This window comes from Streptomyces glaucescens (genome assembly GCF_000761215.1).
Classification (GTDB): Bacteria; Actinomycetota; Actinomycetes; order Streptomycetales; family Streptomycetaceae; genus Streptomyces; species Streptomyces glaucescens_B.
Genome location: NZ_CP009438.1, coordinates 4,396,208 through 4,418,144, shown reverse-complemented (window position 1 = coordinate 4,418,144; position 21,937 = coordinate 4,396,208). Strand labels below are relative to the sequence as shown.

The window sequence follows — 21,937 nt, the reverse complement described above, 5'->3', positions numbered from 1 at the left end:
CTGACGGACAAGGGTGGTGAGCGCCGTGACCGAGACCCCCGAGGATCCTCAGGAACCGGCCCTGCCGATCGTCCCGGCCGTTCCCTGCGCCGGTCCCCCGGCGGACGCGCTCCTGCGCAGCAGATTCGCGCTCCCCGCGAGGCCCGCCACGTTCCTGCGGCGGCAACGGCTCGTCGACCACCTCGACGAGGCCCTGCGGACACCGCTGACGCTGCTCAACGGCGCGGCCGGGGCCGGCAAGACGGTGCTGGCCGCCGACTGGGCCGCCGGTCTGCGGCAGCCGGTCGTCTGGCTCACCGTCGAGGCGGCGGACCGGCACCCGGGGGTGTTCTGGACGTACGTCGTCGAGGCGCTGCGTGCCCGCGGTGCGCTGGCACCCGGCGCGGTCGGGTTCCCGGCGGACGCGTCCCGGGTGGACGGCCGGCTCCTGGTGGCGCTCGCGGCCGAACTGGACGGCCGTGAACGGCCCGTGGTCCTCGTGCTCGACGAGTACGACCGCGTGACCGCCCCGGAGGTCGCGGAGCAGCTGGAGTTCGTGCTGCACCACGCCGGGCGGGGACTGCGCCTGGTCCTCGTCACCCGCACCGAACCGCTGCTCCCGCTGCACCGTTACCGGGTGTCCGGCGAGCTGACGGAGATCCGCGCCGCCGAGCTGGCCTTCACGCCCGAGGAGGCCGTCACCCTGCTGGGGCTGCACGGTCTGAGCCTTCCGGTCCAGGCCGCGCACGCCCTGGTGGACCGTACCCGCGGCTGGGCCGCCGGTCTGCGCCTGTCCGCGCTGGCCGCCCAGGAGAGCGCCGACCCCGAGCGCTACCTGAAGGAGTTCGAAGCGGACCGCAGCACGATCGCCGACTTCCTGCTGGCCGAGGTCCTCAAGGGGCAGACGGAGGAAGCGCAGGACCTCCTGCTGCGCGTCAGCGTCCTGGAGCGCTTCACCCCCGAGCTGGCCGACGCGCTGACCGGCCGGAGCGACGCGGAGCCCATCCTCGTCGGGCTGCACCGCGCGAACGCGTTCGTGGAGCACCTGGGGCACTCGTGGTACCGGCTCCACCCGCTGTTCGGGGAGATACTCCGCGCCCACCTGCGCGTCCGCCTGCCGGGGCTGGAACCGGAACTGCACCGGCGGGCCGCGCGGTGGCTGCGCCGGCACGGGTTCCTGCCGGAGACACTCGCCCACGGCGCCGCCGCCTCCGAGTGGGACTTCGCCGCCGGAGCCCTCATAGACGACCTGTCGATCGGCGAGTTCTTCACCGGCCTGCGCTCGGGCGACCTGATCCGGCTGTTCTCCCGCATGGGGCCCGAGGCCAGGAGCCCCGCGACGGACCTCGTGCGGGCGGCCCGCGACCTGGCCCGGTGCGACCTGGGCCGTGGTCTGGCGCGACTGCGCCGCGCCGAGGAACGGCTGGCGTCGGAAGGGCCCGAGCCGGCGCCGGACCTGGCACCCGGCCGAGCGGCCGCACAACTGAGCTGTGCGCTGCTGGAGGCGCTGGCCGCCCGGCTGACCGGCTGTCCCCCGCAGGCCGAGGAGGCCGCCCGGGCGGCCGACGAGCTGCGGCCGGAGGTCTCGGCGCAGCTCCTGGAACGGCATCCCGAGATGCCGGCCCTGCTGCTGACGCACCTGGGGTCGGCCCGTCTGTGGGCGGGGCGTTTCGAGGAGGCTCGCGCGGCCCTGACCGCCGTGTCCCAGATTCCCGGCGGGGCCTCGATCGTGCTGCCCCGGGAAGACTCGCTGGGGCATCTCGCCCTGCTCGACTATCTGAACGGCTGGCTGGACCGGGCGGAGCGCAGGGCCCTGGCGGCGGTGGCCGAGGCGGAGCGGGTCGGGCCTCCCCGGGTGTGCGGCTCCGGCATCGGACAACTGGTCCTGGCCGCCGTGGCCGTGGACCGCCATGAACTGAGCCGGGCCCAGTCCCTCCTCGACGAGGCGAACCGGCTCGCGGTGACGCGTGATCCGGTGCCGGCGGCCGGACGCGCCCTCGCCGCGGCCCGCCTCCTGCTGGTCCGCGGCGACGCACGGGCCGCCGTCGAGGCGGCGGACCCGTCCGTCGCCGGCGCGGTGGCCTCGCCCTGGGCGGCCGGCCATGAGGCGCTCGTCGCCTCCGCCGCCCACCTGGCCGAGGGACGGCCGGACGAGGCCACGGAGGTGCTCCGGCGGGTGCCCGGCGACCTGCCCACGTGTGCCGTGGAGGCCGCCGCGATCCAGGTCGCCGCGGGCCGTGCCGGGGCGGCCGTCGAGCTGCTCGACGGTATCCGCACCGAGGGCCGGGCCGGGCCCGGGGTGACCGTGCGGGCGGCACTGGTGAGGGCCCAGGCGGCGCACGGGGCGGGTGACACCGCCACCGCGCGCAGGCTCGTGGCGCAGGCGCTGCTCGATGCCCGGCGGGAGCGGCTGCGACGTCCGTTCCTCGACACGGGAGCGTGGATCCGGCCCCTCCTGGCCGCGGCGCCGCTCGACGAGCTGGCAGCGGGCTGGCTCAGGCCCGGCCGGCCGCGGCACGGTGAACCGTCCCGGGCCGGGTCGCCGCCGGCACCGCTCGTCGCGGTGGAGCTGAGCGAACGCGAGCGGGACGTCCTGGAGCGGGTGGCCCGGATGATGTCGACGGAGGAGGTCGCCGCCGACCTCTACGTGTCCGTGAACACGGTGAAGACGCACCTGAAGAGCGTCTACAGGAAGCTGGCGGTGAACCGGCGGGGAGAAGCGGTGCGCCGCGCACGCGACCTCGGGGTGCTGTGAACGCGCCCCGGTGCGGGCGTAGGCGTCGCCGCCCCGCCGACCGGCGGGACGGGCACGACGGTGGTACGGCGACCGCCAGCACGCCACCGCCGCCACGCCTGTCGCGGGACCGGTCGTGCCGGTGTTCCACCCTCCTGGCGTGCTCACGGGCGCCGGTGGTGGCGCCGGTACCAGAGCGCGCCGACCCCCGCGGACGCCGTGGCCAGGGCGATGCCGAGGACCGGCCACCGGCTCTCGGCGATGCGCAGGCCGGTCAGGAAGGTCACGGCGGTCACCACGAGCGGCACGAGGAGGGAGAGGACCGCGCGCAGCGCGCCCGCCAGCACGTCCGGTTCGAGGCGGCGGGCCCGGCGGCGCGGGGCGGGTGCGGCGCCGGTGAAGTAGTAGGCGAGGACGCGGTCCGTCAGACGGGCGTCGGCGCGCCGGTAGACCACCGCCATGTACGGCAGCCAGACGAGGGGCGCGACCAGTCCAGCCAGGAAGACCACGCCGAGGACCAGCCACCGCCAGGCCTGGACGGCGACTCGCCGAGCGCGCCGGCCCGCGTCCTGGCTCCCGTCGTCCGGCGCCAGGATGCCCAGGAGGTGGGCCATGCGCAGGGTGACGGTCCACAGGGCCGCCCACCGCTTCGGGCGGCCGGGTGCGCCGGTGCCGGGCCGGGTGCGGGCGAGCGCGTGCTCCGCCTGCCGCACGTCCGGGTACGCGCCCTGGAGGACGAGGAGTTCGCCGGCGCGGGAGAGGGCCGTGGGGTCGCGTCCGTCCAGGGCCGCCAGCTCCAGGACCGTACGTGCCTGGCGGAGCAGCGCCGCGCAGAACGCGACGGGCACGAGAACGAGGAACGGGCCGCCCACGAGGGCGCCCTCCGACACGACGGCCCGTCGGCCGCGGGCCACCACCTCGGCCCGCAGCTCGGCCTCGGTGGCGCCGGGGCGGCTCCGCCGGAGCGAGGCGACCGCCTCGGGCACCGCCGGACCGGTGCGGCGGACGGCGAAGCCGGCGAGGATTTCGGGGAGGTGCCCGGGATCGGTGAGGACCAGCCCCAGCAGCGAGCGTTCGGGGGAGGGCTCCTTGCGGGAGCCCGCGATTCTCGGATCGTCCCGGTGTGGCACATGTCGTATGTATCACGGAATCCGCTCCTCACCCCCGAACGCTGCCCGGGTCACCGTCGAAGGCGGCACCTGCCCCCCGGCACGCGCCACCGCGGCGCGGCCCTTCCCCCGTCGCGGGTGAGGCACCGGGGCCCGTGCCCGGGATGGGATGGGAGGGACGGCGGGGCGAGCACCGGCCCGGCACACCCGCCCGCGACGGCTGCGTACCCGGGCCGATGACTGCGCGAGGTGGACGGCGTGAAGCGCTGGCGGGCTCTGATCGTCCTCGGTACGGCCCAGTTCCTCATGGTGCTGGACACCTCCGTCATGAACGTGTCCATCAGCCGGCTGGTCGAGGACTTCGACACGGAGGTCACCGCCATCCAGGCCGTCATCACCCTGTACGCGCTGGTGATGGCCGCCTTCATGATCATCGGTGGCCGGTTCGGCGACATCCTGGGGCGTCGCCGCATGTTCCTGCTGGGGCTGGTCGTCTACGGCGTGGGATCGGCGCTGACCGCCGTGGCACCCACACTGTGGGTCCTCACCCTGGGCTGGTCCGTCGTCGAAGGGCTGGGAGCCGCCATGGTGCTGCCGGCCATGGCGGCCCTCGTCGCGGAGTCGTACCGCGGGAAGGACCGGGCGGTCGCCTACGCGGTCATCGGCGGGCTCGCCGGCGCCGGGATCGCCGTCGGCCCGCTGCTGGGCGGCTGGGTGACGACGTACCTCACCTGGCGGCTGGTCTTCGCCGGTGAGGTCGTGGTGGTCGTGGCCGTGCTGCTGTGCCGCCGGGTGATCACGACGCCCGCCCCGGCAGGACCGCGTCCCCGGCTGGACGTGGTCGGTGCGGTGCTCTCCGCGGCCGGACTGGGGCTGGGCGTGCTCGGGGTCCTGCAGAGCGGCACCTGGGGGTGGGTGCAGCCCCGCAACCCGCCCTTCACCGTCCTCGGCTTCGCCCCGACGCTGTTCGTCGTCGGCGCGGGCGTGGCCGTCCTGGCGCTCTTCCGGCGCTGGGAGGCGCGGCGGGAGCACCGGGGCGTCGACCCCCTCGTGCACCTGTCCCTGCTGGGCAGGCCGGTGCTCCGGTCGGGCCTGATGATGCTGCTAGGCCAGAACCTCATCCTGCTGGGGCTGTTCTTCGCCATCCCGCTGTATCTGCAGGTGGTTCAGGGGTTCGACGCCTTCGAGACGGGCCTGCGGCTGCTCCCGGTGTCCCTGACCATGTTCGTGACCTCCCTGTCCGCGTCATCGCTGGGGCGGGTCATGGGGCCGCGCCGGGTGGTCCGGCTCGCCCTGGTGGTCCTGGCGGCGGCCATCGTGTGGCTGCTGGCCACCATCGACCCGGTCATCGACGACGCGCAGTTCGCCGGCGCCATGGCCCTGCTCGGCGTGGGGGTCGGCCTGCTGGCCTCGCAGCTGGGCAACGTCGTCCAGTCCGCTGTGGGCGAGGAGGAGCGCAGTGAGGCCGGAGGGCTGCAGTTCACGGCGCAAAACCTGGGCTCCGCACTGGGCACCGCGCTCATCGGGTCGCTGCTGATCGGGGCGCTGGCGCACGCCTTCACCACGCAGGTGGAAGACGATCAGCGGCTGTCCGAGCAGACCCGTGGGCAGGTCGGCGTCGCCCTGCAGGCCGGTATCACCTTCGTCCCCACCGATCAGGTGCGCGCGGCGGCCGAGCGTGCCGGGCTGCCGCCGTCCGAGGCCGACGCCGTCGCGGAGTCCTACGCCTCCGCGCAGCTCGACGGCCTGAAGGCGGCGATCCTGGCCACCGGCGGCATCGCCGTCACCGGTTTCCTGGTGACGGCGCACCTGCCGGCCGCCCGGGAAGGCCGCCGTCGCGGCGAGCCGGATGCCGAGGCTCCGGCCGGAACGCCGGGACCGACGGGCTGAGTTGCCAGGGAGTCTGCTGTGACCAGGACCAGGACCAGGACCAGGACCAGAGCCACGACCGGCCGGGCCGCGGCGCGCGGGGCACGCCGTGCCGAGCGGCGGGCCCGCGCGGACTACACGGGCGGCGTCTACGGATCCATGCTGGCGGCCTCCGTGGTGATCGGCGCGGGCTCGCTGGGCTCCTTCCCCCGCACCGAACTGGTGCTGCTGCTGTTGCTGACCGGAATGGTGTTCTGGGTCGCGCACGTGCACGCGCAGCTCTTCGGGGCGCGCCTCGCACGGCAGGCGCTGGACCGGGGGGTCGTGCTGCACGTGTGCCGTGACGAGTGGCCGATCGTCAAGGCAGCCGTCCCGCCGGCCGCCGCGGTGGCGGTCAGCCCGCTCCTCGGACTGGACGTGCGGGGCGCCGCCTGGCTGGCCCTGTGCGTGGCCGTGGCCGGTCAGGTGGGGTGGTCCGTGGCCGCGGCCCGCCGCGCCGGCGCTTCGCCGCGGCTCATGGCCGCCACCGCGTCGGTCAACCTGCTGCTCGGCCTGCTGATCATTCTGTTCAAGATCGTCTTGAAGCACTGATCCCCGTCGCCCGTCCGCCGGGGGCGGTCACCTGAACCGGGTGAGGCCCGCCGGGACGCGCAGGCGCAGGATCGTGGTGGGGGCGCCGTCCGCCGGGCCGAGGCAGTCCATGGAAGGACAGCTCGTGCGCTACGAGATCCGCATCGAGGGACACCTGTCGGAAACGCTGGCCAAGGCGTTCCCGGAGCTGGGTCACGTGGTGATGGCCGGCCAGACCATCCTGTTCGGCCCTGTCGTGGACGAAGCGCACCTCTACGGGCTGCTGGCACGGTGCCGGTCGCTGGGGCTCCGGGTCGTGGAGATGCGCCAGCTGCCGGAGTGACGGGGTCGGCCGGAGCGCTCCCCGTCCGGCCGTGCCGTACACCCGTGACGGAGTGACGGGAGCCTCCCGGAGTGACGGGACCGCCGGGGTGTCCCCGTCCGGTCCCGCGCCCTGAGCCGGCGAGGGTCACCCCTCCTCGTCCGGTGTCCCGGCGTCGGCGCCGGAGCGCGCCCACGGCTCCCCGCGCTGCCGGCGCAGCCCCTCCTGGACCGCGCTCGCCAGCGCCCGCGCGGCGACGCCGACGAGCAGCAGACCCCCCGTCATCTGCAGCATCGTCAGCAGGCGCCCGGTCTGGGACTGCGCGGTGATGTCCCCGTAGCCGACCGTGCTGAACGTGGTCAGGGTGAAGTACAGGGCGTCGGTCCTGGTCAGCGGCTCGCTGAAGGAACCCGGGGAGGAGTGGTCCAGCAGGTAGTAGGCGCCGGCGAAGAGGACCAGGAACAGCACCAGCGTCGCCGCCAGGGCCTCGACGGCCTTCAGCCGCGGGTACGGTGAGCGCGCGATGACCCGCACCTCCCACGCGAACACCAGCAGCACCACGAGCAGTCCGCACGCGAGCAGCGCCGACGCGCCGGCCGTGCCGCGCTCGTCCAGGGGCAGCAGGTAGTACGCGCTGACGAGACCGACCGTGATGAGGACGGCACGGGCGACGGCGACGACCGCCGCCCGGCGGCGGGGACGGCCCGGCCGCGGGGGCCGGTGTGCGTCCGGCCCCGACCGGGGCCGGTCCGTCCGGGCGGTGTTCCGATCGTCCATCGCGTGTCTTCTCGCTCCTCCGGCCGCGGAAGGCGGCTGGGCCGGGCCACGGGAGACTTCCAGCCCACCGCCGCGGCGGCGGAGATGGATCACCCGTGAGGGGTGATCCGGTCACCGGGGGCCGGGCGGGAATCTGGATCGGCCGGGTGCCCGCACCCGACCCCGCCCCGTCGGCTGCCGGGAGGCGACCGCTGATCACGCGAGGAGGAACCATGACCGTGTCGCGTGGTTCGGCGTCGAACCCTTGGCAGGACCCCGAGCCCGACGGGGCGGTCCCCGGTCCGACGGGGGACTCCGCGGACGTCCTGGCGCGGCTCGGCCGTTCCTGGACCTGGCTCCTGGGGTCGGCCCTCACGACGCTGGTGCCGGGCGTCCTGCTGCTGGTGTGGCCCGAGGCGACCTTGCACGTCCTGGCGGTCCTCATCGGCCTGTACCTGCTGGTGTCCGGGGGCTTCCGGTTCGTGGCCGTCTTCGCGCGGGAGGGGCACGAGCGGCTGCCGGGACTGCTCCTGGCCGTGCTGTTCGTCCTGGCCGGGGTGCTGTGCCTGCGCAACCCGCTGCAGACGATCGCCGCGCTCTCCCTGATCACCGGGGTCGTCTGGCTGGTGTCCGGCATCCTCACCCTCTACACGGCCGTCTCGGCCGTCAACCTGCCGCACCGCGGGGTCGTCATGGTGGCCGCCGTGCTCGGCATCGTGGCGGGGATCGTGGTCCTCGCCCTGCCCGCGGAGTCGGCCCGCGCCCTGACCCGGCTGCTCGGCCTGTGGCTCGTCCTGCTCGGCCTGGCCGAGGCGGTCGTCGCCCTCGCGTGGCGGGCCGCGCTGCGAAGGACGCGCCCGCCGAAGCCGGACGCGCCCGCCGCGTCGGCCTGACACCGCTCGGACGCGCCGTCCCGGCCGTCTCCCCGACATCGGTCCGATCAGCGGCTGCCGCCCTTCGCGCGGCGCACGCGGAGAAGGAGCCCCCATGACCCCGGCCGCGCCCCCGGACCCGCCGGACCCCGGCGGGGCTGCCGACCGGCAGCACGTCATGACCGCCGAGGAACGGGCGGAGTACGAGCGGCTGCGCCGTCGCGCGGCGGTGCGTCACCGGCGGGCGCGCCAGGCCGGTTCCTCGGTCCTCCTCCTGCTGGCCCTGCTGCTCGCTCCGCTGGCCGTCGTCGCGGCCTGGGTGCAGGACACGGTCTCCGACACCGACAGGTACGTGCGGACCGTCGCGCCGCTGGCTTCCGAGCCCGCCGTGCAGGACGTCGTGATCAACCGGCTCACCGACCGCGTGGTGGCCGACGTCGACGTCGCGGCGGTGACGGACGCGCTCGCGAAGACGCTCCAGGACGCGGGGGCCCCGCCTCGCGTCGTGGAGGGGGCCAAGTCCCTCGAGGGCCCGCTGCGCAACGCGGTCAGGACCGTCGTGGACCGCACCGTCACCCGTGTGATCACCGGTGACGCCTTCCAGCAGGTGTGGGAGGGCGCCAACCGGCGTGCGCACGCCGCGGTGGTGAACATGCTCACCGGCGACCGCGAGGGTGCCCTGCGCGCCGAGGGCGACACCGTCGAACTGGACGTGGGAGCGGTCGTCGACCAGGTCCGGGAGCGGCTCGTCGACGCGGGCTTCGACAAGGCCGCCGCCATCCCGGACAGCGACCGGACGATCACCCTGTTCCAGACGGAGGAGCTGGGCAAGGCGCAGGACGCCATGCGGCTGCTGGACGTCCTCGGCACCTGGCTGCCCGTGCTGACCGTCGTGCTCGCCGCGCTGGCCGTGTGGACCGCTCCGGCGCACCGGGTGATGCTGGTGACCACCGCGGCGGGTGTCGCCCTGATGATGGTGGTGCTGCTCGTCGCGCTGGCCGTCGTCAGACGGGTCTACCTGGACTCGGTCCCGCCCGGCGCGCTGCCCACCGACGCCGCCGCGGCCGTCTACGACACGTTCGTCCGGTTCCTGCGCGACAGCACCCGCACCCTGCTGGTCGTGGCGGTGATCACGGCGCTGGTCGCCTGCCTGTACGGTCCCGGGCGCCCCGCCCGTGCCGTGCGCACGGCGGCGGACCGGAGCACGTCGGCCGCCGGCCGCCGGCTCGGCCGCGCCGGGATGCGCACCGGTTCCACCGGCCGCTGGCTGGCGGACCACCGGGCGTGGACCACCGCCGTCGTCATCGCGGCGGGAGCGCTGGCGCTGGTGCTCTGGAACCACCCCACGGTCGCAGCGGTGGCCCTCGTCCTCGGCGTCGCCGTGGCCGTCCTGATCGTCCTGGCCGTCCTCGCGGCGGCAGCGGGACCGGCCGGCCGCGCGGCGGGCCGCGGGACGGGAGGGCCGGCCTCATGAGACACGGCGCGAACCCGGAGCCGGGCACGCGTGTCCGGCGGCCGCACGCTCACCCGCCCCGGGTGAGGACGCCCGGCCCTTGCCGTGCCCACGCTGAGAACAGCACGAACGACGGCCGGGCGGGCGCCCGGGACGGAGGAGAGACATGAGCGCGCAGACGTACCTGGCGTACGACTATCCCCTGCTGAGCGTCTTCTGGAGCATGCTCCTGTTCTTCCTGTGGATCATGTGGTTCGTCCTGCTCTTCCGTGTCGTCGTCGACATCTTCCGGGACGACAACCTCAGTGGCTGGGCGAAGGCCGGCTGGCTGGCGTTCACCGTCCTGCTGCCCTTCCTGGGCGTCTTCGTCTACGTGGTGGCCCGCGGCAAGAACATGGGCCGCCGGGAGGCCGCGCAGGCCCGCGCGCAGCAGGAGGAGTTCAACGCCTACATCAGGCAGACCGCGTCCGGCGGCCGGACCAGCAGTGTCGACGAGCTCGCCAGGCTGTCCGAGATCCGCTCCCGCGGCGACATCACGGACGAGGAGTTCCGCAGGGCGAAGGACCTGGTCCTGGCCGGTCACGGTCCGGCCGAGCACTCGGGCTCCACCTTCCGTACCTCCGGTCGCTGAGCGTCCGGACCGCACTACGAAACGAGGCGCACGATGACCACGACACACTCCCGGCCGGCGCACAGCACGGCGAAGCAGGAATGGGCGGGCGGTCTGACGGCCTTCGCGGCCGTGATGCTCTCCCTCGTCGGCCTGCTCGACATCTTCCGGGGCATCATGGCCATCGCCGAGGACGACATCTTCGTCACGACGCGCAACTACGTGTTCGAGTTCGATCTGACCAGCTGGGGCTGGATCCACCTCATCCTGGGCGTGATCGCCCTGGTCGTCGGCTTCGGGCTGCTCAGGACCGCGACCTGGGCGCGCGTCGCCGGCGTGGCCATCGCCGGACTGGTCATCATCGCCAACTTCCTCTCCCTGCCGTACTACCCGGTGTGGTCCGTCGTGATGATCGCGATGTCGGGCTTCATCATCTGGGCCCTGTGCGTGGTCCGGCACGGCAACCTCTTCGACCTGTCGTCGGATTAGCGCGGGAAGAGAGGGAACGGAAGGGTGGAGTCGCACGGCGGGGACACCAGGGGAACAGGGGGGACAGGCCCCTCGTCCGTGGGCGAGGGCCGTCCCGGACGGGCCCGCCTCGCCGTGCTCGCCCTGCTGGGCAGCGTCCTGGTGCCGCTCGTCGCCGCCGGTCTGCGGAGCGCGCTGTGGGCGCTGGCGGGCGTCGCCGGACTGGCCCTGGCGGCCGTCGGGGTGTGGTGGACCCTGGCGCACACCGGGGCGCTGCGCGTGCTCGGAGCGGTCCTGTCGGTGGCGGCGCCGCTCGCCGTCCTGGCCCTCTACGCCACGTTCGGCATGCTGGGCCCGGCCGTGCTGTCGCTGGCGCTGTGGATGCTGGCGGTCACGTCGGCGCGTACGGCCCTTGCTCCCGGGCACACCGTCTCCGGGCAGTCCGCGCAGGTGCTCGCCGAGGCGCCCCACAGCCCCTGGATCCTCCTGAACCCGCGCTCCGGTGGTGGCAAGGTGGGCCGCTTCCACCTGGCCGACAGGGCCCGGGCGGCCGGCTGCCGGGTGGTGGTGCTGGACGGCGGCCAGGACGTCGCGGAGCTGGCCCGGCGGGCCGTGGCCGACGGGGCCGATCTGCTGGCGGTCGCGGGCGGGGACGGCACCCAGGCGCTGGTGGCCGAGGTCGCGGCGCGCCATGACGTGCCGTTCGTGGTGGTCCCCGCCGGGACCCGCAACCACTTCGCCCTGGACCTCGGTCTCGACCGCGACGATCCGGCGGCCGCGCTCGAAGCCGTCACCCACGGCGTCGAACTCCGCATCGACCTCGGGTACGCCGCGGACCGGGTCTTCGTCAACAACGCCTCGTTCGGGACGTACGCCTCCGTCGTCACGGACCCCGCGTACCGGGACGCCAAGGCCCGCACGACCCTGCACACCCTTCCCGGCCTGCTCACCGGGCAGGACGCGCCCGGACTGCGGGCGCGGGCCGACGGAACGCACTTCGACGGACTCCAGGCGCTGCTCGTCAGCAACAACCCCTACGGGCGTGCCGCCGACGCGGCCCGTCCGGGACGCAGACAACGGCTGGACTCGGGCCTGCTGGGCGTGGTGTGCGTGCGGGTCCGCAACACCGCTGAGGCGGCGCGGCTCGTGGGCGGTCCGCGTTCCGGGGGGCTGGTCCGGCTGAGCGCCCGGGAGGTCGTCGTGGAGACCGGCACGGACACCGTCCCGGTCGGCATCGACGGGGAGCACGTCGTCCTGCCCTCACCCGTCGTGTGCCGCAGCGCGCCCGGGGTCCTCCGGGTGCGGGTGCCGCGCCGCCGCCCCCGCGCACCGCGCGTCAGCGGCGGGGCCGCCGACTGGCCGCGGGTGGCCCGGCTGGCGCTGGGGCGCGACCGCGGTTCCCGCTGAGGGGGTGGGACGGCTCCGTCCGCCATGCGCGGCACCGAACCGCCCCGGTAGCGTTCACTTCCACCTCATTGCTACATGTCGATCGGGCTGTTGCGTTCTCCAGTTCACCATTGCAATGAAATATGGGATCTGAGCTGCGCTAATAGCGTCGCAACGCAACGAACATGTTGCCCTCTCCTCGAACGCAACGTAGCGTTTCTCTTGCCGGAAACACCGCGGCGGACAGCCGGACGGACGTCACGACGGAACGCCATGACGAGGAAGCACACGTTGCTGGAGAAGGAGCACACCATGCAGAAGTTCGACACCCCCGCCCCGGTCTCGGCCGTCCTGGACATCCCCGCCGGTGCCGTCCGGTTCATCGCCGCCGACCGGGCCGACACCACGGTCGAGATCCTGCCCGCCGACCCCTCCCGCGGCCGCGACGTCAAGGCCGCCGACCAGGTCCAGGTCACCTGCCGCGACGGCGTCCTGCGCATCGAGGCCCCGGAGGCGAAGAACCGGATGCTCGGCCACTCCGGCGCCGTCGAGGTGACCGTCCAGCTCCCCGCCGGGTCCCGTGTCGAGGGGAAGCTGGCCGGCGGCGAACTGCGCGGGGTCGGACGCCTCGGCGACCTCGTCTTCGAGGCCGCGCACGGCACCGTCAGGGTCGACGAGGCCGCGAGCGCTCGCCTCACCCTCGCCGCCGGCGACGTCTGCGTCGGCCGCCTGGGCGGTCCGGCCGAGATCAGCACCCAGAAGGGCGACCTGAGCATCACCGAGGCCGCCGGCGGCACGGTCACCCTGCGCACCGAGCACGGCGACATCACCGTCGGCGCCGCCCGGGGCGTCAGCGCCTCCCTCGACGCCGGCACCGCCTACGGCCGCGTCAGCAACGCCCTGAGGAACACCGACGGCACCGCCGCCCTGACCATCCACGCGACCACCGCGTACGGCGACATCACCGCCCGCAGCCTCTGACCCGCGGCCCGCGGATGAAGCGCCTTTGATGACCGGCGTCGTCACCGTCGTGACCACGCGGGCCGTGTCCCCGCAGTGCGTGCCACCCCAGGGCGGCGCACCCCGGCTCCCCGTCGGCGTGCGCCGCCCGTTCGTCCTCCGGCGGGGACGGTCAGCGGCTCTCGTGATGGACGACCGTGATGTGCCTCTGCCCGCACGGGAGTTCGAGTTCGTCGACGGCGGCCGTGGACAGGTCCTCGGCGCTGATCCAGGAGCGGCCGTCGTCGGTGGTGAGCAGGGTGTCGGTGCCGCGGCGGTAGCGGCCGGTGCGTGGGCCCGGTTCCAGTTCGGCGGGCGGGCTGAGGTAGACCCAGTCGACGTCCGGGCGGGCCCGGCAGGTGCGGAGCTGGGCGACTCCGGCGGCGGCGACGGCCCGCACGGCGGCGGGTACGTAGGCGGGGTTGTCGGCGACCAGCAGGTGCGGTTCCCCGGGGCTGCGCAGCGCGCCGGCGCCGCCGACGACCAGGACGCGCATGCCGAGTTCCGCGGCGCTGTCCAGCACCGACCGGGTGGTGCCGAGCAGGAACTCCTCGTCGACCGGGTGGGTCCGTACGGTCAGTACGACCGCGTCCGCGGCGGAGTCCGCCAGCGCCTCGCGCACGGCGTGCGGGTCGCGGGCGTCGAGTGCGACCGGCGTCATCCGCGGGTGGCCGGCCGTGGGTCTCCGGGACAGGGCCAGCACCCGGTGCCCGCGTGCGGCGGCCTCCGCGGCCACCCGGCTGCCGACCATCCCGCTCGCGCCGAGCACGGCGATCGTCCGGCCCGTGGCGTTCCGGTCCGCCGGGGTCTTCGCCCGGGTCTCGTTCGGGGGCGTCTTCATCGCGTCTGTCCTTCTCTGACGGGCGTGTACGGGGGGTCGAGCTGCGCGGCGAGCAGCGCGGCGAGGGCGAGGACGAAACCGGCGGTCTGCGGCGGGCTGAGCGATTCGCCCAGCGCGATCCCCACCAGGGCGGCGACCAGCGGGGACAGCAGCACGAGCGGGGCGGACGCGCCGACCGGGAGTCGCGCTATCCCGCGGAACCACAGGGTGTAGGCGATCAGTCCGCCCATGCTGCCGAGCCACAGGTAGCCGCCGGCGGCGTCCGCGTCGAGGTGCCGCGGCACGCCTTCGACCGCGAGGGCGAGCGGAAGCAGCAGCAGGCCGCCGGCGGTCAGTTGCCAGCCGGCCAGGGTGAGGGGGCCGGCGTCCGCGGGGCGGCCCCAGCGCTTGGTGAGCACGACACCGCCCGCCATGCCGGCCGTGCCGGCGAGCCCGGCGAGCACCCCGACGGCGTCCAGCCGGGCTCCGGGTCCGAGGACGACGAGGCCGACACCGAGTACGCCCAGCACGCCCCAGGTCCAGCGCCAGGCCGTCGGCCGGTCGTGGAGTACGGCGATGCCGAGCCCGGCGACCAGCAGCGGCTGCGTGGCGGCGAGGGTGGCGGCGACTCCGTCGGGGAGGCGTTCGGCGGCCAGGAACAGCAGGGGGAAGAGGGCGCCGATGTTGAGTACGCCGAGGACCGCGGCCTTCCACCACCAGTCCCCGCGCGGCAGCACCCGGGTGAGCGCCAGCCCGACCAGTCCGGCGGGCAGGGCGCGCATCAGCCCGGCGAACAGCGGGTGGCCGGGCGGGAGCAGTTCGGTGGTGACCGCGTAGGTGGTGCCCCAGGCGGCGGGCGCGAGCGCGGTCAGGGCGACGGTGGTCGCGTGCCGGGCGGCCGGGGCGGGCGGGAGGGAGGGCATGGGGGAAGTCTCGGCCGGGGCTCGGTCATGCGTCCAACACATGGTTGCGATCGCAGCCATGCACGGTGACGATGGTCGGCGTGGACCTCCAGCAGCTGCGCTACGTCGTGGCACTCGCCGAAACTCGCAACTTCACCCGCGCCGCCGAGCGCTGCTTCGTGGTGCAGTCGTCGCTCAGTCACCGGATCGCCGGGCTGGAACGGGAGCTGGGCGTCAAGCTGTTCGCGCGGTCCAGCCGCCGGGTGGAGCTGACCAGCGCCGGGGCGGCGTTCCTGGTCGGCGCGCGGGAGTGTCTGGCCGCCGCCGAGCGGGCGGTCGCCGATGCGGCCGCCGCGACCGGGGTGGTCCGCGGCCGGCTCGCCGTCGGCGTGATCGTGACCGCCGCCGCCGTGGACGTGCCCGAGGTGCTGCGGCGGTACCGGGCCCGGCACCCGGACGTCCGTGTCGTCCTGCGGTCCGGGCGCAGTGACGACCTGGTGGCGCAGGTCCGGCAGGGCGAGCTGGACCTCGCGTTCCTCGGGCTGCCGGAGGGCGAGCGGCCGTCGGGGGTGGAGGCGGTGGCCCTCGACCACGACGAGCACGTGCTGGTGGTGCCGGCCGGGCACCGGCTCGCGGGCGCCGCCCGGGTCCCGCTGGCGGAGATCGCCGGGGAGCCGTTCGTGGACTTCGCGGCGGGGACGCCCGCCCGGGCCCAGTCGGATCAGGCGTTCGCCGCGGCGGGGCTGGTCCGGGACGTGGCGTACGAGGCCGGGGTGGTCGAGCTGATCACCCGGCTGGTCGCGCGGGGCCTCGGCGTGGCGCTGCTGCCGTCGGCGTACATCCGCCCGATGGCCGCCGACGACCCGGGGCTGGCGCTGGTCCCGGTCGCCGGCGGCCCGCGCCGGGTCGAGTACCTGGCGTGGAGCCGCTTCAACCCCAGCCCGGCCACCCGGGCGATGCTCGACGTCCTCGGCGTGCGTGACGTCCCCGGCGCCGGCGGGTCCCGTGGGCGGCCCGGCACCGCTGCACGGTCATCGATATAGACGGCCTTCTATGACTCCGTGCCACCATGGACGCATGCCGAAGACGAACGCGCTGCCGCTGATCGAGCCCCCGGCCACCACCACCGCCGCCGTGGCGCCGTGCTGCCCGCCGCTCACCGAGCGCCCGTTCACCGCGGACGAGGCGGAGGCGGCCGCGCGAATGTTCAAGGCCCTCGGCGACCCGGTGCGGCTGCGGCTGTTCTCCGCCGTCGCCTCGCACGAGGGCGGCGAGGCGTGCGTGTGCGACATCTCCGACGTCGGCGTCTCCCAGCCGACCGTCTCCCACCACCTGAAAAAGCTCAAGGAGGCCGGCCTGCTGACCTCCGAGCGGCGCGGCACCTGGGTCTACTACCGGGTCGAGCCGTCCGCCCTGGCCGCGATGGGCAGGCTGCTCGCCGTCGCGCCCGCCGCCGCCTGACGGATCACACCGCACTCGCGCCTCACCCAACGGGAGGAACCCAGCCGATGCCCGGCCCCGTCCGCGTCACCCTCGCCCCCATGACCGGCGCGCACGCCGACGCCGTCCTGGCGATCTACCGGGCCGGCATCGACGAGGGGAACGCCACCTTCGAGACCGCGCCGCCCACCTGGCCGGAGTTCGACGGGACCAGGCTGCCCGAGCACCGCTTCGTCGCTCTCGACGAGCAGGGCACGGTGCTCGGCTGGGTCGCCGCGAGCCCGGTCTCGGACCGCTGCGCGTACGCCGGCGTCGTGGAGCACTCGGTGTACGTCCATCCCGGCGCCCGGGGCCGCGGGGTGGCGTCCGCGCTGCTGAACGCGCTGATCGAGTCGACGGAGGCGGCCGGGGTCTGGACGGTCCAGTCGGGCGTGTTCCCGGAGAACACCGCGAGCATCGCCCTGCACGAACGCGCCGGCTTCCGCGTCGTCGGCACGCGTGAGCGCATCGGCCGCCACCACGGCCGCTGGCGCGACGTGGTGCTGCTGGAGCGCCGCAGCCCGCTGGTGGACTGAACCGGCCCGCCTCAGCCCCGGCCGGCCGCGCCCCCGGCCGCGGTCACGCCGCCGTTGCCGGCCCCGTCACCGTCCCCGTCCCCGTCCCCGATCGTGAAACCGATCACCGACCCGCCCCCCTCCCGGCACCGCGCGAACGGCGTGCCCCCGTGGGCCAGCGACACCTCCCGCACGATGGACAGGCCGAGCCCGGAGCCGGGCAGGGAACGGGCGTCGGCGGCGCGGTAGAAGCGGTCGAAGATGCGGTCGAGATCGCTGTCGGCGACGCCGGGGCCGCGGTCGAGGACCATGACGCGGACCGGGCCGGGACGGCCCCGGGCCGGGCCGCACAGCACCAGCTCGATGGGGGCCGTGCCCGCCCGGTCGAACTTCGCCGCGTTCTCCACCAGGTTGGACATGGCCCGGGTGAGCATTCCGGGCCGTACCCGCGCGGCCGTGTCGCCGCTCACCCGCAGGGTGATCTCCCGGCCGGTGCGGCGGCGGGCCAGGCCCACCACGTCCTCGGCGAGGTCGGCGAGGTCCACCCGCTGCGGCGGCTCGCTGTCGGACTGGCCCGCCGCGAGGTCGACCAGCTCGTTGACCAGGTCGGTGAGTTCGCGGGCCTCCTGGCCGAGGTCGGCGACGAGTTCGGCGCGGCTGTCGGGCGGGAGTTCGTCGATCCGGCGGAGCAGGGAGATGTTGGTGCGCAGCGAGGTCAGCGGCGTACGCAGTTCGTGACCGGCGTCCTGGACCAGGCGGCGCTGGTCCTCCTCGGACTGGGCGAGCCGGCCGAGCATCCGGTCGAAGGCGCGGCCGAGGCGCCCCACCTCGTCGTGGCCGGTGACGGGCACCTCGATGCCGAGGCGCCGGGTGCGGGCGACGGCCTCGGCGGCGTCGGTGAGGATCACCAGGCGCCGGGTGATCCGCCGGGCCAGCCACCAGCCGAACAGTCCGGCGCCGACCACCACGGCGGCCATCAGCACCACGGTGCGCTGCTGGAGCGCCCGCAGCAGGTCCTCGGTGTCGCTGAACTCCTGGGCCACCTGCACGGCGCCCCGGCCACCGCCGAGCGCGACGGTGGCCACGCGGTAGACGTCGTCGCCGACGTCGACGTCCTTGTGCACGACGAGCTGCCCGGCGGTCCGCGCGGCGGCGATCCCCCGGTCGGAGCCGGTCACCGGCAGCCCCGGGTTGCCCTTGTCGACGATGCCGCCGTCGGGGCCGAGCACCTGTACGTCGGTGCGGGCGGGGCGCACCAGGTCGTGTCCCGGCGCGGAGGAGGAGAAGTCCTCGGGGTCCATCCGGTACTGCCGCACCTCACCCCGCAGGTCCTGCACGACCTCGTCGAAGACGGAGACCTGGTCGACCCGGACCAGCCGGGCGGCGGCGTTGTAGGAGAGGAACCCGACGAGGAGGGTCACCGCGGCGGTGACCGTCGCGAAGGACACCGCGAACGTGGTGCGCAGGGACACCAGCCGCGGCCGCCACCCCACTCAGTCCTCCCGCAGCACGTAACCGACGCCGCGCACCGTATGGATGAGCTGGGGTGCGCCGGGCTGGTCGAGCTTGCGGCGCAGGTAGCCGACGTAGACGGCGAGGTTCTTGGAGCCCGGCCCGAAGTCGTAGCCCCAGATGCGGTCGTAGATCGTGGAGTGGTCGAGGACGATGCCCGCGTTGCGCACGAGCAGTTCCAGCAGCTCGAACTCGGTGCGGGTCAGTTCCAGCTCCCGTTCGCCGCGCCAGGCCCGCCGGGCCCTCGGGTCCATGCGCAGTCCGGCGGCCCGGATCAGCCGGCCCTCGGGCGCGGGGGCCGCGGCCGGCGTGGGCGGCTGCTCGGGGGTGTCGTCGCGGGGGGCGGTGCGGCGCAGCAGCGCGCGCAGCCGGGCGAAGACCTCCTCGACGTCGAAGGGCTTGACCACGTAGTCGTCGGCGCCGGCGTCCAGGCCCGCGATCCGGTCGGCGGTCTCCACCAGCGCGGTCAGCATGAGGATGGGGGTGCGGTCGCCCTCGGCGCGCAGCACCCGGCAGACCTGGAGCCCGTCGATGCCCGGCATCATCACGTCCAGGACCAGCACGTCCGGCGGGGTGCGGTGCGCCTGGGCCAGTGCCTCGACGCCGTCGGCGACCGCGGTGACCCGGTAGCCCTCCAGGGTCAGGGCCCGTTCCAGGGCGTGCCGGATGGCGCGGTCGTCTTCGGCGAGCAGAACAGTCGGGGCCACGGGTCCCAGTGTGGCAAAGCCGCCCGGCCGTACGACCGGACGGCCGAACCGCGGCCCCGCTTCTTACTGGCCTCTCACCCGGCCCGGCGCGGGGCCGCTCACCGGCCTGTCACCCGGCCCGGCGCGGGGCCGCTCACCGGCCTGTCACCCCGCCCGGCGCAGCGCCGCGAGCTGCTCCTCGAAGGGCACGACGGTGATGTCCTGCCCGGCCGGCCGCGCCTTCGGCACACCGGCCGCCGGCCCGGTCAGCAGCTGGGCCAGCTCCCCGGCGGCCCGCTCGATCCTGCTGTCCAGGCCCTCCGCGCCCCAATCCTCGGAGGCGGCGTAGACGCCGGTGGGGACGACCACGGCCCGCAGGTGGGCGAAGAGCGGGCGCAGGGCGTGCTCCAGGACCAGCGAGTGCCGGGCGGTGCCGCCGGTCGCGGCGATCAGCACGGGCTTGCCGGTCAGCGCGTCCTTGTCGAGCACGTCGAAGAAGGACTTGAACAGCCCGCTGTAGGAGGCGGAGAAGACGGGGGTGACGACGATGAGTCCGTCGGCGCCGGTCACCGCGTCGAGCGCGGCGGCCAGCCGGCGCCCGGGGAAGCCGTTGGTGAAGTGGTGGGCGATCTCCACGGCGAGGTCGCGCAGCTCCACGACCTCCACCTCGGCGGAGGTCCGCCCGGCGGTGGCGGCGGCCAGCCGGTCGGCCAGCAGCCGGGTGGAGGACGGGACGCTCAGTCCCGCCGAGACGACGACGAGCCTCATGCCACGGTCTCCTTCCGGGCGTCGGCGAGCAGGGAGCGGTGGGTCGGGGCGTCGGGCACGCCGGCCGGCCGCCGGGCCGCGAACTCCTTGCGCAGCACGGGCACGACTTCCTCGCCGAGCAGGTCGATCTGTTCCAGCACGGTCTTCAGCGGCAGTCCGGCGTGGTCCACCAGGAAGAGCTGGCGCTGGTAGTCGCCGGCGTACTCGCGGAAGGCGAGGGTCTTCTCGATGACCTGCTCGGGCGTGCCGACGGTCAGCGGGGTCTGGGCGGTGAAGTCCTCCAGGGAGGGTCCGTGCCCGTAGACCGGCGCGTTGTCGAAGTAGGGGCGGAACTCGCGCACCGCGTCCTGCGAGTTCCGCCGCATGAACACCTGGCCGCCGAGGCCGACGATCGCCTGCTCGGGCGTGCCGTGCCCGTAGTGGGCGTAGCGGGTCCGGTACAGCTCGACCATCCGCTTGGTGTGGTCGGCCGGCCAGAAGATGTTGTTGTGGAAGAAGCCGTCGCCGTAGTACGCGGCCTGCTCGGCGATCTCCGGGGAGCGGATGGAGCCGTGCCAGACGAACGGGGGTACGCCGTCCAGCGGGCGCGGGGTCGCGGTGAACCCTTGCAGGGCCGTGCGGAACTTGCCTTCCCAGTTCACGACGTCCTCGCGCCACAGGCGGTGCAGCAGGGCGTAGTTCTCGATGGCGAGGTTGATGCCCTCGCGGATGTCCTGCCCGAACCAGGGGTAGACCGGGCCGGTGTTGCCGCGGCCCATCATCAGGTCGACGCGCCCGTCGGCCAGGTGCTGGAGCATCGCGAAGTCCTCGGCGATCTTCACCGGGTCGTTCGTGGTGATCAGCGTGGTGGCCGTGGACAGGATCAGCCGCTCGGTGCGGGCGGCGATGTAGCCGAGCATGGTGGTCGGGGACGACGGCACGAACGGCGGGTTGTGGTGCTCACCGGTCGCGAAGACGTCGAGCCCCGCCTCCTCGGCCTTCAGCGCGATGGCGACCATGGCCTTGATCCGCTCGCGCTCGGTCGGCGTACGTCCCGTGGTCGGGTCCGGTGTGACATCGCCGACGCTGAAGATCCCGAACTGCATGGCCGCTCACCCTCCAAGTGGTTGACCATTCAACTATACGTCCGAACGGCACCGGCGAGCCACCTATTCCCCCGGGGGGTGAGACACCCCCGGGACGCCCCCTACGGCACGAGCACCAGCCGCCCCCGGACCCCGCCCTCGGCCAACCGCGCGTGCGCCTTCACCGCGTCCTCCAGGGAGAACGTCTCCGCCACCCGCAGCGCCAGCACCCCCTCCTCCACCAGCCGCACCAGCTCCGCCAGGCGCGCCCCGTCCGCGCTCACCTCCACCGCGCCCACGCGCACGCCCCGCACCGGCTCCGGCGCCGCCCCCGGGATGACCCCGGCGTACGCGCCCCCGTCCCGCGCCCAGCCCAGGGCCCGCTCCCCGAGCACCGCGGCGTCCAGCACCGCGTCGAAGCCGCCCGCCGCCGGCTCGCCGGCGGCGAACCGCGCGCCCAGCGACCGCACCAGCTCCTCGTCGTCCTCCCGGGCCAGCCCCGTCACGGCCACCCCCCGGTACGCGGCGAGCCGCGCGGCGTACCCGCCGACCGCCCCGGCCGCGCCCGTCACCAGCAGCGACTGGCCGGCCTCCAGCCCCAGCAGGTCCAGCGCCTGCGCGGCGGTCAGCGCGTTCAGCGGCAGCGTCGCCGCGTGCACCGCGTCCGCCCCGGCCGGGGCCGGGGCCACCGCGTCCGCGTCGACCACGACGTACTCGGCGTGCGTGCCCAGCGGCTTCACCGCCCCGTAGTGCAGCGCGACCACCTCGTCCCCCGCGTTCCACGCGGCGGCCGCCCCGGCCGCGTCGACCGTCCCGGCGACGTCCCAGCCGAGCCCGATCCGCTGCCCCGCGCCCCCGAAGACGCCCGCCCGCACCCCGGCGTCCACCGGGTTCAGCGCGGCCGCCGCCACCTTGATCCGCACCTGCCGCGCACCCGGCTCCGGCACCTCCGTCTCCACGACCTCGACCGCCTCGGGACCGCCGAACCGCTCCACGACCACTGCACGCACGATGAACAACTCCCTTGGTTCACAGGGCAGCTGGGGCGTCTCCCCAACTGCCCG

At 74.7% G+C, this 21,937-nt stretch carries 22 protein-coding genes; 13 read left to right on the top strand and 9 right to left on the bottom strand.

All coding sequences use genetic code 11. The features are described 5' to 3' along the window. Positions 1-25 precede the first annotated feature (25 nt). Complete coding sequence (locus SGLAU_RS19155; protein WP_099052946.1) at positions 26-2,734, top strand: LuxR C-terminal-related transcriptional regulator; 2,709 nt, start codon at positions 26-28, stop codon at positions 2,732-2,734. A 143-nt stretch (positions 2,735-2,877) separates the two neighbouring features. On the opposite strand, the gene SGLAU_RS19150 is transcribed toward SGLAU_RS19155, so the two are convergent. Further along, the gene (locus tag SGLAU_RS19150; RefSeq protein WP_052413823.1) at positions 2,878-3,843 is read right to left on the bottom strand and encodes a hypothetical protein; all 966 of its coding nucleotides are present in this window, start codon (positions 3,841-3,843) and stop codon (positions 2,878-2,880) included. A gap of 237 nt (positions 3,844-4,080) precedes the next feature. Between SGLAU_RS19150 and SGLAU_RS19145 the strand changes: the two genes are divergently transcribed. From SGLAU_RS19145 to SGLAU_RS19135, 3 genes are all read left to right on the top strand, one after another. Continuing rightward, positions 4,081-5,712, top strand: a complete 1,632-nt coding sequence (locus SGLAU_RS19145; protein WP_043506807.1) for an MFS transporter — start codon at positions 4,081-4,083, stop codon at positions 5,710-5,712. 18 nt (positions 5,713-5,730) lie between these two features. Continuing rightward, positions 5,731-6,282, top strand: coding sequence for a hypothetical protein (locus SGLAU_RS19140; protein ID WP_043503104.1), 552 nt, complete (start codon positions 5,731-5,733; stop codon positions 6,280-6,282). Between the two features lie 124 nt (positions 6,283-6,406). Continuing rightward, positions 6,407-6,604, top strand: a complete 198-nt coding sequence (locus tag SGLAU_RS19135) for a hypothetical protein (protein ID WP_043506805.1) — start codon at positions 6,407-6,409, stop codon at positions 6,602-6,604. A gap of 126 nt (positions 6,605-6,730) precedes the next feature. Here the strand turns inward: SGLAU_RS19135 and SGLAU_RS19130 are convergent, their stop codons facing one another. Continuing rightward, entirely contained in the window at positions 6,731-7,360 is a 630-nt protein-coding gene (locus SGLAU_RS19130) for a potassium channel family protein (RefSeq protein WP_078957781.1), read from the bottom strand. 212 nt (positions 7,361-7,572) lie between these two features. Here SGLAU_RS19130 and SGLAU_RS19125 point away from each other — a divergent pair, with 212 nt between their 5' ends. The 6 genes from SGLAU_RS19125 (at position 7,573) to SGLAU_RS19100 (ending at position 13,109) form a co-directional block, all read left to right on the top strand. Then, a complete protein-coding gene (locus SGLAU_RS19125; RefSeq protein ID WP_052413822.1) occupies positions 7,573-8,232 on the top strand; it encodes an HdeD family acid-resistance protein in 660 nt (219 codons plus the stop codon). Positions 8,233-8,326: 94 nt separating this feature from the next. After that, positions 8,327-9,685, top strand: coding sequence for a hypothetical protein (locus SGLAU_RS19120; RefSeq protein WP_043503101.1), 1,359 nt, complete (start codon positions 8,327-8,329; stop codon positions 9,683-9,685). Between the two features lie 145 nt (positions 9,686-9,830). Further along, the gene (locus SGLAU_RS19115) at positions 9,831-10,295 is read left to right on the top strand and encodes an SHOCT domain-containing protein (protein ID WP_043503100.1); all 465 of its coding nucleotides are present in this window, start codon (positions 9,831-9,833) and stop codon (positions 10,293-10,295) included. 33 nt (positions 10,296-10,328) lie between these two features. Next, positions 10,329-10,763, top strand: a complete 435-nt coding sequence (locus SGLAU_RS19110) for a hypothetical protein (RefSeq protein ID WP_043503097.1) — start codon at positions 10,329-10,331, stop codon at positions 10,761-10,763. A gap of 78 nt (positions 10,764-10,841) precedes the next feature. Then, entirely contained in the window at positions 10,842-12,149 is a 1,308-nt protein-coding gene (locus SGLAU_RS19105) for a diacylglycerol kinase family protein (protein ID WP_052413821.1), read from the top strand. Positions 12,150-12,440: 291 nt separating this feature from the next. Then, positions 12,441-13,109 carry a DUF4097 family beta strand repeat-containing protein gene (locus SGLAU_RS19100; protein ID WP_043506800.1) on the top strand — a complete coding sequence of 223 codons (669 nt, stop codon included), beginning with the start codon at positions 12,441-12,443 and terminating at the stop codon, positions 13,107-13,109. Between the two features lie 151 nt (positions 13,110-13,260). Here SGLAU_RS19100 and SGLAU_RS19095 read toward each other — a convergent pair whose 3' ends face one another. Together SGLAU_RS19095 and SGLAU_RS19090 are read right to left on the bottom strand one after the other, a co-directional pair. Then, a complete protein-coding gene (locus SGLAU_RS19095; RefSeq protein WP_052414123.1) occupies positions 13,261-13,878 on the bottom strand; it encodes an NAD(P)H-binding protein in 618 nt (205 codons plus the stop codon). Between the two features lie 86 nt (positions 13,879-13,964). Continuing rightward, on the bottom strand, positions 13,965-14,870 hold the full coding sequence (locus SGLAU_RS19090) for an EamA family transporter (protein WP_043503094.1): 906 nt from the start codon (positions 14,868-14,870) through the stop codon (positions 13,965-13,967). Between the two features lie 80 nt (positions 14,871-14,950). Between SGLAU_RS19090 and SGLAU_RS19085 the strand changes: the two genes are divergently transcribed. Genes SGLAU_RS19085 through SGLAU_RS19075 form a run of 3 tightly spaced genes read left to right on the top strand, consistent with a single transcriptional unit; the run spans position 14,951 to position 16,864 of the window. Then, entirely contained in the window at positions 14,951-15,892 is a 942-nt protein-coding gene (locus SGLAU_RS19085) for a LysR family transcriptional regulator (protein WP_043506797.1), read from the top strand. A 34-nt stretch (positions 15,893-15,926) separates the two neighbouring features. After that, positions 15,927-16,310 (top strand): ArsR/SmtB family transcription factor, encoded by a 384-nt coding sequence (locus SGLAU_RS19080; RefSeq protein ID WP_043503092.1) that lies wholly within the window; start codon positions 15,927-15,929, stop codon positions 16,308-16,310. A 47-nt stretch (positions 16,311-16,357) separates the two neighbouring features. Beyond that, a complete protein-coding gene (locus SGLAU_RS19075; protein WP_043503090.1) occupies positions 16,358-16,864 on the top strand; it encodes a GNAT family N-acetyltransferase in 507 nt (168 codons plus the stop codon). Between the two features lie 11 nt (positions 16,865-16,875). Here the strand turns inward: SGLAU_RS19075 and SGLAU_RS19070 are convergent, their stop codons facing one another. The 5 genes from SGLAU_RS19070 to SGLAU_RS19050 form a co-directional block, all read right to left on the bottom strand. Then, complete coding sequence (locus tag SGLAU_RS19070) at positions 16,876-18,336, bottom strand: sensor histidine kinase (RefSeq protein WP_043503089.1); 1,461 nt, start codon at positions 18,334-18,336, stop codon at positions 16,876-16,878. Continuing rightward, entirely contained in the window at positions 18,337-19,062 is a 726-nt protein-coding gene (locus SGLAU_RS19065) for a response regulator transcription factor (RefSeq protein WP_043503088.1), read from the bottom strand. A gap of 144 nt (positions 19,063-19,206) precedes the next feature. Then, the gene (locus SGLAU_RS19060) at positions 19,207-19,809 is read right to left on the bottom strand and encodes an FMN reductase (RefSeq protein ID WP_043503086.1); all 603 of its coding nucleotides are present in this window, start codon (positions 19,807-19,809) and stop codon (positions 19,207-19,209) included. After that, positions 19,806-20,894 (bottom strand): LLM class flavin-dependent oxidoreductase, encoded by a 1,089-nt coding sequence (locus tag SGLAU_RS19055; RefSeq protein WP_043503085.1) that lies wholly within the window; start codon positions 20,892-20,894, stop codon positions 19,806-19,808. The genes SGLAU_RS19060 and SGLAU_RS19055 overlap by 4 nt, the downstream gene beginning before the upstream one ends. 101 nt (positions 20,895-20,995) lie before the next feature. After that, positions 20,996-21,883 (bottom strand): zinc-binding dehydrogenase, encoded by an 888-nt coding sequence (locus SGLAU_RS19050; RefSeq protein ID WP_043506796.1) that lies wholly within the window; start codon positions 21,881-21,883, stop codon positions 20,996-20,998. Positions 21,884-21,937 lie beyond the last annotated feature (54 nt).